General features: G+C 68.2%; 11 protein-coding genes. 3 read left to right on the top strand and 8 right to left on the bottom strand.

The window, feature by feature from the left end:
* Positions 1 to 41 precede the first annotated feature (41 nt).
* On the bottom strand, positions 42 to 2555 hold the full coding sequence (locus SRAH_RS00455) for a PAS domain-containing sensor histidine kinase (protein ID WP_045475631.1): 2514 nt from the start codon (positions 2553 to 2555) through the stop codon (positions 42 to 44).
* 208 nt (positions 2556 to 2763) lie between these two features.
* Here SRAH_RS00455 and aceE point away from each other — a divergent pair, with 208 nt between their 5' ends.
* From aceE to lpdA, 3 genes are read left to right on the top strand one after another with little or no spacing between them, the layout of a single operon-like run.
* Positions 2764 to 5481 carry a pyruvate dehydrogenase (acetyl-transferring), homodimeric type gene (gene aceE, locus SRAH_RS00450; RefSeq protein WP_029461396.1) on the top strand — a complete coding sequence of 906 codons (2718 nt, stop codon included), beginning with the start codon at positions 2764 to 2766 and terminating at the stop codon, positions 5479 to 5481.
* 20 nt (positions 5482 to 5501) lie between these two features.
* The gene (gene aceF, locus SRAH_RS00445; RefSeq protein ID WP_076606942.1) at positions 5502 to 6878 is read left to right on the top strand and encodes a dihydrolipoyllysine-residue acetyltransferase; all 1377 of its coding nucleotides are present in this window, start codon (positions 5502 to 5504) and stop codon (positions 6876 to 6878) included.
* Positions 6879 to 6889: 11 nt separating this feature from the next.
* Positions 6890 to 8719 carry a dihydrolipoyl dehydrogenase gene (gene lpdA / locus SRAH_RS00440; protein WP_029461394.1) on the top strand — a complete coding sequence of 610 codons (1830 nt, stop codon included), beginning with the start codon at positions 6890 to 6892 and terminating at the stop codon, positions 8717 to 8719.
* Between the two features lie 84 nt (positions 8720 to 8803).
* Here the strand turns inward: lpdA and SRAH_RS00435 are convergent, their stop codons facing one another.
* From SRAH_RS00435 to SRAH_RS00405, 7 genes are all read right to left on the bottom strand, one after another.
* Entirely contained in the window at positions 8804 to 10702 is a 1899-nt protein-coding gene (locus SRAH_RS00435; RefSeq protein WP_052369024.1) for a complex I subunit 5 family protein, read from the bottom strand.
* Between the two features lie 94 nt (positions 10703 to 10796).
* Positions 10797 to 12305 carry a complex I subunit 5 family protein gene (locus SRAH_RS00430; protein WP_029461392.1) on the bottom strand — a complete coding sequence of 503 codons (1509 nt, stop codon included), beginning with the start codon at positions 12303 to 12305 and terminating at the stop codon, positions 10797 to 10799.
* Complete coding sequence (locus tag SRAH_RS00425) at positions 12302 to 13798, bottom strand: complex I subunit 5 family protein (RefSeq protein ID WP_045475628.1); 1497 nt, start codon at positions 13796 to 13798, stop codon at positions 12302 to 12304. The genes SRAH_RS00430 and SRAH_RS00425 overlap by 4 nt, the downstream gene beginning before the upstream one ends.
* Positions 13791 to 14165: an NADH-quinone oxidoreductase subunit K gene (locus SRAH_RS00420; RefSeq protein WP_197537838.1), complete on the bottom strand. Its 375-nt coding sequence runs from the start codon at positions 14163 to 14165 to the stop codon at positions 13791 to 13793. Before SRAH_RS00420 ends, SRAH_RS00425 begins: the two co-directional genes overlap by 8 nt.
* Positions 14162 to 15088 (bottom strand): hydrogenase subunit MbhD domain-containing protein, encoded by a 927-nt coding sequence (locus tag SRAH_RS00415; protein WP_029461389.1) that lies wholly within the window; start codon positions 15086 to 15088, stop codon positions 14162 to 14164. The genes SRAH_RS00420 and SRAH_RS00415 overlap by 4 nt, the downstream gene beginning before the upstream one ends.
* Entirely contained in the window at positions 15085 to 15399 is a 315-nt protein-coding gene (locus SRAH_RS00410) for a cation:proton antiporter (protein WP_197537837.1), read from the bottom strand. Before SRAH_RS00410 ends, SRAH_RS00415 begins: the two co-directional genes overlap by 4 nt.
* Positions 15392 to 15676, bottom strand: a complete 285-nt coding sequence (locus tag SRAH_RS00405) for an MrpF/PhaF family protein (RefSeq protein WP_045475626.1) — start codon at positions 15674 to 15676, stop codon at positions 15392 to 15394. The genes SRAH_RS00410 and SRAH_RS00405 overlap by 8 nt, the downstream gene beginning before the upstream one ends.
* Positions 15677 to 15862: the final 186 nt, after the last annotated feature.

Raw genomic sequence — 15862 nt, 5'->3', positions numbered from 1 at the left:
TCGGTGAGCCCGGCCCTGTGCAGGGCGCTGGCTTGGGGGCATCAGGGGTTGAGGGCCGTCAGCGTGGGAATCCAAAAGCTGAACTCGCAACCCATGATTTCCTGCCCATTGTAGAGGTTGCGCGCCTGCAGCCGCCCGTGGTGCGATTCGACGATCGAGCGGCACAGCTTGAGCCCGATCCCCATGCCCTCGGCCTTGGTGCTGTAGAAGGCCTCGTAGATGCGCTCGAGTTGCTCGGGCGGGATGCCGCGGCCGTTGTCGCGCACGCTGAACTCCACCACCGGCAGCCCCTCGATGTGGCGCGGCGTGACGCACAGCTCCACCTGGCGCTGCCCGACCGGGCGCTGCGCCTGGATGATGGCTTCGCCCGCGTTTTTGAGCAGGTTGATCAGCACCTGCTCGATCAGGATCGGGTCCACCAGCAGTTGCGGCAGCCGCGCCGCCACGTAGGTATTGAGGCGCACCAGGTGGCGCCGCAGGTCGATCTCGGCCAGCTCCACCGCATTGCCCACCATCTGCGCCGCGTCCGACGGGGTGGGGGTGGGTTCGCTGCGTTTGACGAAGGCGCGAATGCGCTGGATGATCTGGCCGGCCCGCTGCGCCTGCTTGGCGGTTTTTTGCAGCACCTCAAGCAGCTCGGCCTCGCTGATCTGCTGCTGCTGCAGGCGCGCAATCATGCCGCTGCTGTAGTTGCTGATGGCGGTCAGGGGCTGGTTAAGCTCGTGCGCCACGCTGGAGGCCATCTCGCCCATGGTGATCAGGCGGCTGGCGGCCTCGGCGCGCTCTTGCTGCAAGGCGGCTTGCTGCTCGGCACGCCGGCGCGCCGTGATGTCGGAGGCAATCACCATCTGCACCAGCCGGCCATCGACCCAGGTCAGGTAGCGCGAACGCACCTCCAGCCACTGGTTCAGGGTTTCGATAAACAGTTCGGCGTGGTTGGCATGGGCCTCAAACAGGGAGTCGGTGGGCAGCCCGGCCAGCCCATCCGATTGCGGGTCTTCGCCGTCGGGGCGGCTCGCGGGCGTGCCGCTGCTCTGGCTCAACTGGATCAGTTGCCGATGCCCGCCAGCGGTGGAGCCGAACCAGGTCTGGTACATGCGGTTGGCAAACAGCAACTCGGTGCTGTTCAGGGGCGCCACCGACACCGCCTGGTCCAGCGTATCGAGCACGGTGGTGAAGCGCCGGTAGGAGGCGCCCAGTTCCTCGCGGACGCGCTTGGGCTCGCTGATGTCGGTCATCGAGGTCATCCAGCCGGTTTGTTGGCCTTTGGAGTCGATCAGGGGCGAGACGTACATGCGGGCAAAAAACGTGCTGCCATTTTTGCGCTGCACCGGCATCTCAAAGCCCCCGGCGTTGGTGCGGCCGCTGAGCTCGTCTTCCAAGCGAATGTGCAGCTTGTCCACATCGGCGGCGGGCCAATAGGGAAAGGGCGCTTGCGCCCCCACGAGGTCGGACTCGCTCCAGCCGGTCATGGAGCAAAAAGCCGGGTTGACGTAGGTGATGCGGCCGTTGAGGTCGAGCGCGCGCATGCCGGTGAGCATGGAGTTTTCCATGGCGCGCCGAAACAGCGTTTCGGTCTGCAAGGCGCGTTGCGCTTGCAGCCGGCGCCGGGTGATGCGCAGGTTGGTCAGCAGCATCCAGATGGTGAGCAGGCTGAGCGAGCCAACCACCCAAAAGAAGCCTTCACCGGCGGCATCGCGGCTGATGCGGTAGCCGGTGGCGCGCAGTTGCAAATGCGGGCCCACCGGCGCGACCGCCATTTGGTGGCTGCGCGGCTGTCCGGTCCAGGGCAGCAATGCAATGCCGTCGGGTTCAAACTGGTGCACGCTGCCGGCCACGACGTTGCCGCTCAGATCGATCAAGGCCACGGCGTAGCGGGTGCGCACGTCGCCCGGCACGCCCAGCCGCAGCAGCAGCTCGAGCGAGTACTCAACCAGCAAGGTGCCCTGGTAGCGGCCTTGTTGCGTCAGGGGCAGCAGCAGCAGCAAGCGCGCGTCGGGCCCCAGACCGCCCAAGGGACGGCTGAAATGCGGCTGCATGATTTCACGCGCCACGCCCAAGGCGCCCCCGGTTTCCTCATCTAAAACCGGCTGCCCGGGGCTGCGGTTGAGCTGGGCCGGCGCCAGCGCCGCCGCGTGGGTGGCCACCACACGGTTTTGCGCGTCGAGCCAGCTCACCGCCAGCAATTCGGGAAAACGCCCGGCCAGCAGTTCGGCCGTGGCGCTGAACTGAAAGGGGTCGAGCTCTTGGTTCACGATTTGCTGCGCCATGCGCTGCAGAGGCTCGTGCGGCTCCAGCAAACGCAGCCGCAAGCGCTGCTGCGCGTACTCGACATCGCGCGTCACCTCTTGTTGCTCGCGCTGCGCTTCGAGCTGCGTAAAGTAGGTGAAAGCCGAGGCAATGGCCGCCAAAAACAACAGCACCGAGATCAGGGGCACGACGCTCACCAGCCGGTCTTGATGGACCGGGGTTAAGCCCTGCCACCAGCGCTGCCAGCGCCGCACCGGCCAACGCCATTGCGGGCGCAAGGAGAGTAGGGAGCGAAATTTGGACATTTGCTTCAAGTCTATGGGAAAACCCGGTGTTTTTTGAGTCGAAAATCAATTGATATTTCATAATACAAAAAGTTAATTTGCATCTTGAAAATTGGAAAAAACTGTGCCACACTTCAAACACGGTGGTGAAATCTTGTGCCACCATGAATCCAGTGGTGCTGCCTAGGCTTGGAGCACACCGCCGCCCCCTACAACCAGGAGACTGCCCATGCCCGATATCCCACTCCCCCAAAGCGTGCTCAGCGCGCCCGACCTCGACGCCCAGGAAACCCGTGAATGGCTCGACGCCCTGACGGCGGTGATTGAGCGCGAAGGCCCGCAGCGCGCCCACTTTTTGCTTGAGCAACTGCTCGAAGAAGCGCGCGAGCACAGCGTGGACTTGCCCTTTTCAGCCACCACCGGCTACGTCAACACCATCGAGCCGGGCGAAGAAGCCCCCAGCCCCGGCAAGCTGGCGCTGGAGGGGCGGCTGCGCGCCTACATGCGCTGGAACGCCATGGCGATGGTGGTCAAAGCCAACCGGCTCGACCCGGCCGACGGCGGCGACTTGGGCGGCCACATCAGCTCCTTTCAGTCGATGGCGCACATGCTGGCGGCGGGCTTTAACCACTTTTGGCATGCCGACGACACCGACTCCGGCGGCAGCCACGGCGGCGACCTGCTCTATATGCAGGGCCACAGCGCGCCCGGCATCTACGCGCGCGCCTACATGGAAGGGCGCATCAGCGAGGAGCAACTGCTCAACTTCCGCCAGGAAGTCGATGGCAAGGGCCTGTCGAGCTACCCGCACCCCAAGCTGATGCCCAGTTTCTGGCAGTTCCCGACCGTGAGCATGGGGCTGGGGCCCTTGATGGCGATCTACCAGGCGCGCTTTCTCAAGTATTTGCACGCGCGCGGCATTGCCGATACGGCCCAGCGCAAGGTCTGGGCCTTTTGCGGCGACGGCGAAATGGACGAGCCCGAAAGCCTGGGCGCGATCGGGCTGGCGGCGCGCGAAGGGCTGGACAACCTGATTTTCGTCGTCAACTGCAACCTGCAGCGCCTCGATGGCCCGGTGCGTGGCAACGGCAAGATCATCCAAGAGCTGGAGGGCGAATTTCGCGGCTCGGGCTGGAACGTGATCAAGCTGCTCTGGGGCCGCCAGTGGGACGAGCTGCTGGCGCGCGACAAAGACGGCGCGCTGCGCCGCATCATGATGGACACGCTCGACGGCGACTACCAGGCCTTCAAGGCCAACGACGGCGCCTTTGTGCGCAAAAACTTCTTTGGCCGTGACCCGCGCACGCTGGAGCTGGTGTCCAAGATGAGCGACGCCGACGTGGCGGCGCTGCGCCGCGGCGGCCACGACGCCTCCAAGGTCTATGCCGCCTTTCACCGCGCCCAGCACCACCAGGGCCAACCGACGGTGCTGCTGGTGAAAACCGTCAAGGGCTACGGCATGGGCAAGTCCGGCGAGGGCAAAAACACCGCGCACCAGACCAAAAAGCTCAGCGACGAAGACATCCGCGCCTTCCGGGATCGCTTCAACATCCCCATCCCCGACAGCGAGCTGGCCCAAATCCCCTTTTACAAACCGGCCGACGACACGCCCGAGATGCGCTACCTGCACGAGCGCCGCCAGGCGCTGGGCGGCTACCTGCCCAAGCGGCGCGAGCGCAGCAGCGAGCAGTTCACCGTGCCGGCGCTGGAAACCTTCAAGGCGGTGCTGGAGCCCACCGCCGAGGGGCGCGAGATTTCCACCACCCAAGCCTATGTGCGCTTTCTCACGCAGCTGCTGCGCGACGCCGCGCTGGGGCCGCGCGTGGTGCCGATTTTGGTCGATGAAGCGCGCACCTTCGGCATGGAGGGGCTGTTTCGCCAGATCGGCATCTACAACCCCAAGGGCCAGCTCTACACCCCGGTGGACAAAGACCAGGTGATGTACTACCGCGAAGACAAGGCCGGCCAGATTTTGCAAGAGGGCATCAATGAAGCCGGCGGCATGGCGAGCTGGATCGCGGCGGCCACGTCTTACAGCACCAACAACCGCATCATGGTGCCGTTCTACATCTACTACTCGATGTTTGGCTTTCAGCGCATTGGCGACCTGGCCTGGGCGGCGGGCGATATGCAGGCGCGTGGCTTTTTGCTCGGCGGCACCAGCGGCCGCACCACGCTCAACGGCGAGGGCCTGCAGCACGAAGACGGGCACAGCCAGTTGCTGGCGGCCACCATCCCCAATTGCATCAGCTACGACCCGAGCTTTGCGCACGAGGTCGCCGTCATCCTGCACCAAGGCCTCAAGCGCATGGTCGAGCAGCAGGAGAATGTGTACTACTACCTCACGCTGCTGAACGAAAACTACCCCATGCCGGGCCTGATACCGGGCACCGAGGCGCAAATCCTCAAGGGCATGTATTTGTGCCAAGAGGGCCCCAAGCTCACGCCCCGGGTGCAGTTGCTGGGCAGCGGCGCCATTTTGCGCGAGAGCCTGCAGGCCCAGCGCCTGCTGGAGCAAGACTGGGGCGTGGCGGCCAACGTCTGGAGCTGCCCGAGCTTCAACGAGCTGGCGCGCGAGGGCCAGGACTGCGAGCGCTGGAACCTGTTGCACCCGACCGAGGCGCCGCGCCAGGCTTTTGTGACGCAGCAACTCAGCCCGCACACCGGGCCGGTGGTGGCCTCGACCGACTACATGAAAGCCTTTGCCGAGCAGATTCGGGCCTTCATCCCCAAAGGGCGCAGCTACAAGGTGTTGGGCACCGACGGCTTTGGCCGCAGCGATTTTCGCAGCAAGCTGCGCCAGCACTTCGAGGTCAACCGCCACTACATTGTGCTAGCTGCCCTCAAGGCGCTGGCCGAGGAGGGCACGCTGCCGGCGGCCAAAGTGGCCGAAGCGATCGCCAAGTACGGCATCGACGCCGACAAGATCAACCCCCTCTACGCCTGAGGCGAGCGAAAGGCCCCATCATGGCAGTGATCGAAGTAAAAGTCCCCGACATCGGCGACTTCAAAGACGTGGCAGTGATCGAGCTGCTGGTCAAAGTGGGCGACCGCGTGGCGCCAGAGCAGTCGCTCATCACGGTCGAGTCCGACAAGGCCTCGATGGAGATTCCCTGCTCGCACGCCGGTGTGGTGCGCGCGCTCAAGGTGGCCTTGGGCGACAAGGTGAACATCGGCTCGGTGCTGCTGGACTTGGAGGTGGAGGGGGCTGCGGCTCCGGCTGCTGCCCAGGCTGGGGGCTCAGAGGCTTCGGTGGCACCAGTTGCCACGGCGGCTGCATCGCCTTCGGGGGTGCCCGCTGCGGCGGTTTTGGCACATGGCGCGGGAGCGGGAACAGGCGTGGTGGGCGTGGGTGCTGCCGTGGCCCCTGCACCCGCCCTAGGTGCCCCCGGCCTGCCGCACGCCAGCCCCTCGGTGCGCAAGTTTGCGCGCGAGCTCGGGGTGCCGCTGGCCGAAGTGAGCGGCAGCGGCCTCAAGGGGCGCATCACGCTGGCCGACGTGCAAGCCTTTAGCCGCGCCGTGATGGCCGGCCAGCAGCACACCCAAGCCGCCCGGGCGGCCTTGGCCGCCGCGGGCGCGGGTGGCGGGGCGGGTAGTGGGTCCGGCAGTGAATTGGGCCTGATCCCCTGGCCCAAGGTGGACTTTGCCAAATTCGGCCCGATCGAGCGCAAGGAGCTGGGGCGGATCAAAAAAATCAGCGCCGCCAACCTGCTGCGCAACGCCGTCATGATCCCGGCCGTTACCAACCACGACGACGCCGACATCACCGAACTCGAGGCGCTGCGGCTGCGCCTGAACCAGGAAAACGAAAAATCCGGCGTCAAGGTCACCATGCTGGCCTTTTTGATCAAGGCCTGCGTGGCGGCGCTGAAAAAATTCCCCGACTTCAACAGCAGCCTCGATGGCGATGCGCTGATCGTCAAAAACTACTGGCACATCGGCTTTGCCGCCGACACCCCCAACGGCCTGATGGTGCCGGTGCTGAAAAACGCCGACCAAAAAGGCTTGCTGCAAATCAGCCAGGAAATGAGCGAGCTGGCCAAAAAAGCCCGCGACGGCAAGCTCAGCCCGACCGAGATGAGCGGTGCCACCTTCACCATCTCCAGCCTGGGCGGCATTGGCGGGCGCTACTTTACGCCCATCATCAACGCGCCCGAAGTGGCTATTTTGGGTGTGTGCAAGAGCCAGATGAGCCCGGTCTGGAACGGCCAAGCCTTTGAGCCGCGCCTGCTGCTGCCCCTGAGCCTGACTTGGGACCACCGCGTGATCGACGGCGCGGCGGCCGCGCGCTTCAACGCCTACTTGGGCCAAGTCTTGGCCGATTTTCGCCGCGTGCTGCTGTAAGGAGCCCCAACATGGCAATCATGGATATCAAGGTGCCCGACATTGGCGACTTCGACGAGGTGGCGGTGATCGAGCTGCTGGTCAAGCCGGGGGATACCGTCCGGGCCGAGCAAAGCCTGATCACGGTCGAGTCCGACAAGGCTTCGATGGAAATCCCTTCCTCGCACGCCGGCGTGGTCAAAGACCTCAAGGTCAAGCTGGGCGACAAGGTGAAACAAGGCTCGGTGCTGCTGGCCCTAGAGGTCGAGGCGGCGGCAGCAACCCCAACGGCTCCCGCCCCTGCCACAGCGGCCCCCCCTTCGGCCCCAACGGCTCCTGCCCCCGCTAAGGCCGCACAGGCCCCTGTGGCGTCTGCTCAAGCCGACGGCACCCCGTTCGACTTCGACCTGCTGGTGCTGGGCTCCGGGCCGGGCGGTTACTCCGCCGCCTTTCGCGCCGCCGATCTGGGCCTCAAGGTCGCACTGGTCGAGCGCTATGCCGAACTGGGCGGCGTGTGCCTCAACGTGGGCTGCATCCCCTCCAAGGCCTTGCTGCACGTGGCGGCGGTGCTGGAAGAGGCCAGCCACTTGGGCGCGCTGGGGGTCGAGTTCGGCCCGCCCACGCTCGATTTAGGCAAGCTGCGCACGCACAAAACCCAGGTGATCGCCAAGCTCACCGGTGGCCTGGCCGCCATGGCCAAAATGCGCAAGGTCACGGTGCTGCGCGGCTACGGCGCCTTCGTCGGCCCGCACCAGGTGCAGATTGAGGCCACCCACGGCAGCGGCCAGGAGCAAACCGGCAGCAAGCAGGTCGTGTCCTTCAAGGCCTGCATCATCGCCGTGGGCTCGCAGGCGGTGCGCCTGCCCTTTTTGCCCGAGGACCCGCGCGTGGTCGATTCCACCGGCGCGCTGGCGCTGCCGGGCGTGCCCAAGAACATGCTAATCATCGGCGGCGGCATCATCGGGCTGGAAATGGGCACGGTGTATTCGGCGCTGGGCGCCCGGCTGGACGTGGTCGAGATGCAAGACGGCCTGATGCCGGGGGCCGACCGCGATCTGGTCAAGGTCTGGGAAAAAATGAACAAGGGCCGCTTCGACCGCATCCTGCTGAAAACCAAAACCGTGGCGGCCACGGCCACGGCCGAAGGCATCCGGGTGCAGTTCGAGGGGCTGGATGGCACCCAAAGCGAAGGCACTTACGACCTAGTGCTGCAAGCCGTGGGCCGCACGCCCAACGGCCACAAGATCGCCGCCGAGCAGGCCGGCGTGGCCGTGAGCGAGCGCGGTTTCATCGCGGTCGATGCGCAGATGCGCAGCAATGTGCCGCACATTTTTGCCATCGGCGACGTGGTTGGCCAGCCCATGTTGGCGCACAAGGCGGTGCACGAGGCGCACGTGGCGGCCGAAGTGGTGGCAGGAGAGCTGCTGGGCCGCCCCGACCTGGCCGCCGCCGCCTTTGATGCCCGCGTGATTCCCAGCGTGGCCTACACCGACCCCGAACTGGCTTGGGTGGGCCTAACCGAAGAGCAGGCCAAGGCGCAAGGCATCGCGGTGCGCAAGGGCTTGTTCCCCTGGAGCGCCAGCGGGCGCGCGCTGGCCAATGGCTGCGAGCAGGGCTTTACCAAGCTGCTGTTTGACGACCGGCCCGAAGCCGGCGGCCATGGCCGCATTCTGGGCGGTGGCATCGTTGGGCGCCATGCCGGTGATTTGATCGGCGAAGTCGCGCTGGCCATCGAAATGGGGGCCGACGCAGTGGACATCGGCAAAACCATCCACCCGCACCCCACCCTGGGCGAATCCATCGGCCTGGCGGCCGAGGCTGCGCATGGCTCCTGCACCGACCTGCCGCCGCAGCGGCGCTAGAGGCGGCCATGCTGCACCAGTCTGGTTGCCGTTTAAGCCCGTGTGGATCGGGGGCCGGACTGGGGAGGCGCTGCATTTGCTGGATCAGCCACTCAAGAGGGCGCTGAGCAACAGCAAGGCCAGCAACGCCATACCGGCCACGGGCAGGCGGCGCAACTGGCGCTCCTCCAGCCACAGGGTGCGCGGCCAGCGGTGCGCGGGGGTGGGGCTGGGGCCACGGTAGCGGTCCAGCCGCGCCGAAAGCGCCAGCAGGGCGAACCAGAAGCGCTGCAGTGGCGCATCGATCAGGCCCAGCAGATCGCCGGGGCTGATCTGGGGCACGGCGCGCCAGGGGTGGTGCAGGGCGGCAGTGGACAGCGCGGCACCCAGCAGCAGTGGCAGCAGCGCCAGCGCCAAGCTGCCGAGCGCAGGGGCGGCCGTGGGCAGCAGGGGCAGCGGGGCGATCAGGCCCAGCCAGGCCAGCAGGCCCGGCAGCGCCAAGGCGCACGAGGCCAGCAGCAGCGCCAGCCAAGGGGCGCGCAGACTGGGGCTGGGGTGCTCGGGGGTACCCGCCGTACTCGCGGCAACTGTCTGGCTTGGGGTGGGATGTGAGGCGGCTGGGAATGGTGGGGCGTGGGCATCGCAAGTGGCCAGCTGTGGAGCCGCTGCTTGGGCTGCGGTGGCCGCTGGCTGGGCCTGCAACCACAGCAGGCGCGCCATCAGCAGCGTGGTGCCAAACGCGGCCACGGGCAACAGCCAGGCCAAGGCCTCGGGCCAGGGCGCGGGCAGGCCAGAGAGGGCCTGCTTGAGCCCGTCTTTGGCCCAAAAGCCGCTGCTCAGCGGTACACCGGCCAAAGCCAGCGCGGGCAGGGCTTGGGCTGCTAGGGCCCAGCGCCGCGCCGTGCCCGTGGCTTGCGCCAGCACCGCCACGCCCAAGAACAAGGTGCCCTTGGCCAGCCCGTGGTGCAAGGCGTAGAGGGTGAGCGCCAGCGCCAGCGCCGGCCAGGCGCTGGGGTGCAGCAGCGCCGCGCCGATGCCCAGCGTCAGCAAGCCCATCTGGCTGATGCTGGAGTAGGCCAGCAGCACCTTGGGCTGGCGCTGGGTGAGCCCGATCGCCACCGCCACCAGCGCCGCCAGCAGCCCCAGCCCCAGCGCCGCCGCGCCCAGCAGCGGCCAGGGTTCTGCGCCCAGCGGCAAAAAACGCATCCAGCCCAGCAGCCCGGCCTTGATCATCACACCCGAGAGCACGGCGCTGGCCGGCGTCGGGGCCACCGGGTGCGCCAGCGGCAGCCACAGGTGTAGTCCCAGCACCCCGGCCTTGACGCCAAACCCCAAAAAAATCAGCACCGTGGCCAGGTTCGCGTGTGCCCCGCCGTTGGCCGCCAGCGGCAGCGCGATGGAGTCGGTGCCGGCCACGCGCAGCAGCAAGCCCGACAGCAGCAGCGCCTCGCCCAACACCGCCATGATCAGATAGATGCGGCCAGCGCGCCAGGCTTCGGCGCTGCGGGCGTGCACGATCAGGCCGTAGGCGGCAAAGCTCATCAGGGCAAAGCCGGCGTAGAAGCCGATGGCGTCCTGCGCCACGATCAGCCACAGGTTGCCGCTCAGCGCCGCCAGCCAAAAACCCCATAGGGCGTGGCGCCGCGCGTCGTGGCGGTGATAAATGTGCGCGGCCCAGCCAGCCAGGGTCCAGAGCAGCCCGGCCAGCAGCAGAAACACGCTGCCCGTGGCATCGAGCCCGAAGCGCAGGCCCAGCAGCAGATGCGGCCACTCCAGCGTGGGCGGCGCTGCGGCCGTTTGGAGGTTTAAGGAGGCTGCCGCAGGGCTCATCAGGGCAGCACCCAGCACCGCATAAAGGGCCAGCAGCAGCGCCGGCACAGCCGCCCAAGGGGCCAGCGCGGCAGCCCAGGCGCGGCTGCGCCGCCACAGCAGCAGCGCCAAGAGCAGCAAGGGCCACAGCGCCAGCAGCGGCAGCAGGGTTTCCATGTTGGGCAGATGCGTCATGAGGCGTGGCCCTGCCGCGGCGCACGGCCGCCCGAAGCTGTGGCAGCGCCCCCTCGGGGGGCAGCGAGCGCAGTGAGCGTGGGGGTTGGATTCCTCACGGCAGGTACTCGGTTGCAGTGATGAACTTGACCCAGTCCAGCGGGCTCATCGGCAGCCCAGCGGCCAGCCCGGCCAGCAGCGCCAGCGCGGCGGCGCAGAGCGTGGGCAGCAGCAGCAAGGGGGCGGCGTCCCCCGTGCGCGGCGGCTCGTCGGGCGCCTCGTGCGGCCAGTGCGCCGGTGCAGGCTCGAACCAGGCCAGGCGCAGAATCGGCAAAAAGTAGGCCGCGTTGAGCAGGCTGGAAAACAGCAGCACCGCCAGCACCCAGCCTAGGCCCGACTCGATCGCCCCCAGCCCCAGATACCACTTGCTGACAAAGCCCGCCACCGGCGGCACTCCGATCATCCCCAGCGCCCCAATGCTGAAAGCGGCCGTGGTCCAGGGCATGCGCCGACCGATGCCGGCCATTTGGCTGACGCGGTGCACGCCCAGCGTCTGGGCGTAGTTGCCGGCGCAGAAAAACAGCGTGATCTTCATGATGCCCTGATGCACCAAATGCACCAGTCCGCCGATGGTGCCGGCCGGGCCAAACAGCGCCACCCCGAGCGCGATGTACGAAACCTGGCTCACGGTCGAGTAGGCCAGGCGGCGCTTGAGGTCGTCTTGCGTGAGGGCGCGCAGCGAGCCAAAAATGATGGTGATCGAAGCCACCACGGCCAGCGGCAGCAGCACGCCCAAGCTGTGCGCAAACTCGATGCCAAACACCTCGTAGACCACGCGCACGATGCCAAAAGCCCCGGCCTTGACCACCGCCACCGCGTGCAGCAGCGCCGACACCGGGGCCGGGGCCACCATGGCTTGCGGCAGCCAGCCGTGCAGCGGGGCCAGCGCCGCCTTCACGCCTAAGCCAGCCATGAACAGGGCAAAAATCCCCACCAGCATCCAGGCCTCGGGGGTGGCGTGGGCATCCAGCGCCGCCAAGGCACCCCCGGCTTGGAATTCCACCGGCCCCACCAGCGCCTGCAACCAAACGATGGCCGCCAGCAGCACCACGCCGCCGCCCAGGGTGTAGGCCAGGTAGCGCGCCCCGGCTTGCAGCACCTGCGGGGTGCCGCGGTGCACCACCAGTGGGTAGGTGGCCAGCGTGAGCAGCTCGTAGAACAAAAAGAAGGTGAGCAGGTTGCCCGACAGCGCAATGCCCACGGTGGCGGTCACGCACAGGCTGAAAAAACCAAAAAAGCGGCTGCGGTTGGGTGAGTCTTCCAGGTAGCCGATGGCATAGACGGTGGTCAGCAGCCACAGCACCGCCGACAGGGTGACGAACAGCAGCCCGAGCGGGTCGGCGCGCAGCAGCAGCTCGTGGCCGGGCAAAAAGGGCAGCCGCAGCTCGTAGCTGATGCCCTGCTGCGTGCCCCACAGCATGGCGCCCACGCAAGCCAGCTTGAGCACGGCGGCGCCCAGGTTGAGCGCACTGCGCCAGCCCACGCTGCGCTCGGGCAGAAAAAAGATGACCAAGCCGGCCAGCAGCGAACTGGCCAGAGTCAGGGGCAGCAGCCAGTCGTTCATGCGCCGCTCCCGGGCCAGAGCAGGGTCTCGGCGGCCAGCCAGTCGCTCAGGGCGGCGGCGCCGAAGCCGCCCAAGGCCGCCAGCAGCGCCAGCGCCAGTGCGCACAGCGAGAGCTGCCGCGGCAGCGGCGCGCGCGCCTCGAAGGCCTCGGAAGTGGGCAAAAAGGCCAGCCGCAACATCCTAAACACGTAGGCCGCGGTGAGCAGGGTGCCGCCCAGCAGCCACAGCAGCCAGGGCCATTGGTCGGCCAGCAGGGCGGCTTGCATCATCTGCCACTTGGCGGCAAACCCCAGGCTGGGCGGCAGCCCGATCAGGCTCACACCGGCCAGGGTGAGCGCGGCAAAGGCCAGCGGCTCGCGCGCCACGGCGCCGCGCAGGCTGACCAGGTCGTCGCGCCCGGCCGAGAGCACCAGCACCCCGGCGGCCAAAAACAGGGCGGCCTTGGCCAGCGCGTGCGCCAGCAGGTGCAACAGCGTGGCCTCCAGCGCCAGCGCCGTCCCCAAGCCGCCCGGCAGCAGCCACGCAAAAGGCAAAAACAGGTAACCCACTTGGGCCACACTGGAGTAGGCGATCAGCATCTTGAGCTTGCGCTGCGTCAAGGCCAGCACCGAACCCCAGACGCTGGCCAGCAGGCCCAGCAGCGCCAGCAGCAGCCCAAGCGCGGCCAGGTCCAGCGCCGGGGCAAACTCCAGCCACAGCCGCAGCAAAATCAGCAGCGAGACCTTGAGCACCAGCGCCGACAGCAGCGCGCTCACCGGCGTAACGGCATTGCCGTGCGCCGCCGGCAGCCAGAAATGCAGCGGGGCCAGCGCGGTTTTGAGCGCCAGCGCCACCAAGGCCAGCGCCAGCGCCAGCTTGGCGTACCACGGGGCGCTGCCCACGGCGGCCAGGTGCGCCCCCACCGAATCCAGCGCCAAACTGCCCGTGGCCGCGTACAGCAGCACCACGGCGAGCAAAAACAGGTTGGACGCCAGCAGGGCGGCCAGCAGGTAGCGCAGCGCCGCCGCCAGCGCCGTGCTCTGGCCGGTGAGGGCGGTCAGGCCCACGGCGGCCAGCCCCACCAGCTCCAGCGCCACGTAGAGGTTGAACAGATCGGCCGACAGGTAGCCGGCGTTCAGGCCCGCCCACAGCATCCAGGCCAGCGGCCAGAAGCGCTGCGCGGTTTCGGAGCCGGGTGCAAAATAGGCTTGCGCGTACAGCAGCACCGCGGCATAGACGAGCAGCGTGAGCAGCAACATGGCTTGGGCCAGCCGGTCCGCCACCAGCTCGATCCCCAAGGGCGCAGCCCAGCCACCGAGGGCGGCGCGCAGCGGCTCGGGGCTGGCGAGGTCGGTCGCGGATGCAGCCGCGAACACGGCGGCAATCAGGCCCGCCAGCACCACGACACCCAGCACTTGCAACGCCGCGCTGGCGCGCTCTGGCAGCGTGTACACGCCCAGCCCCACGGCCAGCGGCCACAACACCAGCAGCGGCAGCAGCAAGGCCTCAGTCATCGCGCGCAGCGGCCCGGTCTTCGGGCAGTTCGGTCTGGCCGCTGAGCTGGTAGAAGCGCCGCGCCAGCCGCACGCCCAGCGCGGTGGCGGCGATGGCGATCACAATTCCCGTGAGGATGAGCGCCTGCGCCACCGGGTCGGCCACGCCGTCGGGGCCGGGTGGGCGCAGCGCCAGCAACAGCAAAAAGATGCCGCTGCCCATGATGTTGAAGGCCAGCAACTTGCGCAGGATCGAGGTCGGCAGCAGCATCCCGAGCAAGCCCATCAGGGTCAGGGCGCTGCCGGCCAGCAGCCAGATCGAGGCCGCGCCCAACCCCCCACCCAGCACCTCGCTCCACAGCAGGTTCAGGCCGCTCATGTCGCTCATGCCGTTTTGCCCCCGCCAAACAGCGCCACCAGCGTGGCGGCGATCGAGAGCATCAGCGCGGCCTCGATGGCCAGCACCAGCGGCTTGACCCAACCGGTGGGGTAGCCCAGCGCCGCCCCGGCCAGCGCCCCGGCACCCAGGCCGATCAAGATGAAGACCGCCAAGCCCAGCACCAGCACCGGTGGCCGGGTCAGGCGCGACTGCGGGTCCAGCGGCAGCCCGGCAAAGCGCGCCAGCAGCACCGCCCCGGCCAGCACCGCCCCGGCCTGGAAGGCGCCGCCGCTGCGGCTCGATCCGGCCCACAACAGATACACCGCCACCAGCAGCGCCAGCGGCACCGTGAGTGCGGCCACCCGCGCCAGCACTGGGTCGTGCGGCAGCGGGCGGTGTGGCGGGGCTGGGGCCGCCTGCACCGCCAGCGCCGCCACCAGCAGCACCGCGATTTCGAGCAAGGTGTCGTAGGCGCGAAAGGCCAGCAGCACCGCCGTCACCGGGTGCGCGATTTCGGATTCGGGCAGGCTGCGCGCCACCGCCTCGGAGGCGGCACCGGCCAGCGGTTCGATGGCCCAAACCGCCCCCAGCAGCGCGGCCGCGCAGGCCAGCGCCAGCGCGCCCAGCGTCCAGCGCGGCCGCTTCGACTGCGGCCGCGGCCAAGGCAGGCGCGGCCCGGCGGTGCGCGCGCTGCCGATGCGGCGCGACTCGAACTCGCTCGCCGCCAGCAGCAGCAGCGCCCCGGCCACCCCGGCCCCGATGGCGGCCTCGGCCAGCGCCACATCGGGCGCACCCAGGCGCACCCAGACCAGCGCCAGCAGCAGGCCAAAGGCGATGAACAGCACGCTACCAATCTGCACCGAGCGCGCCAGCAGGGCCGCACCGGCCAGCAGCAGCAGGGCCAGCGCCAGCACCAAGTCGGCGGCGTTCATGGCGGTGGCGCCCCTAGGGCGGTTGCGGGCGCGCTTTGGGATTCCAGCAGGCAGCGGCGCGCGATCAGGTAGCCCGAGGTGGCGCTGGCGGCCAGTGCCAGCAGCCAAATCAGCCCGATCTGGGCCGCCGCCGCCCACGATTCGGCGTGCAGCAGCAGCGCCAGTGCGGCCAGCCCAAGCCCGAGGTTGTCGGCCTTGCTCAGGGCGTGGATGCGGCTCAAGGTATCGGGCAGGCGCAGCAGGCCCAGCGTGCCGGCGCTAAAAAACAGCGCCGCCAGCGCCAGCAGCAGCCAGGTCAGGGCCTCAAGCACGGTGCTGCTCCGGGCGCAGCCGCGCATAGGCCACGGCGGCCAGCAAACCGAGCAGGGCAAACACCAGCGCCACGTCGCGCAGCGAAGGCCAGCCTTGCAGCGCCGCCAGCGTGAGCAACAGCGCCACGCCGGTGCTGCCCAGCAGTTGCGCCGCCAACAGGCGGTCGGTCAGGCCGGGGCCGCGCAGCACGCGCAGCAGCCCGAGCGCCAGATTGAGCACCAGCAGCAGGGCGAACAGGCTCAGGGCGAGCGGCAGGGTGGGGGGCAGGGTTTCCATGGCGGTGGCGGGCCTTAAAAAGTCAGGGCTGGCGCGGTGGCGCGGGTGCCGCTGCGGGCGGGGGCGCTTGGGGGCAAGCAGGGGCGAACTTGGGCGCTGATGCGGATCCAGATGCGGGCGCAGTTGAGGTGGCGGATGAGGTGGCGGATGAGGTGGCGGATGAGGTGGCGGATGAGGTGGCGGATG

Origin of the sequence: Serpentinimonas barnesii (assembly GCF_000696225.1) — a bacterium.
GTDB classification, from domain to species: domain Bacteria; phylum Pseudomonadota; class Gammaproteobacteria; order Burkholderiales; family Burkholderiaceae_C; genus Serpentinimonas; species Serpentinimonas barnesii.
This window is presented reverse-complemented; position numbering and strand designations above follow the sequence as displayed.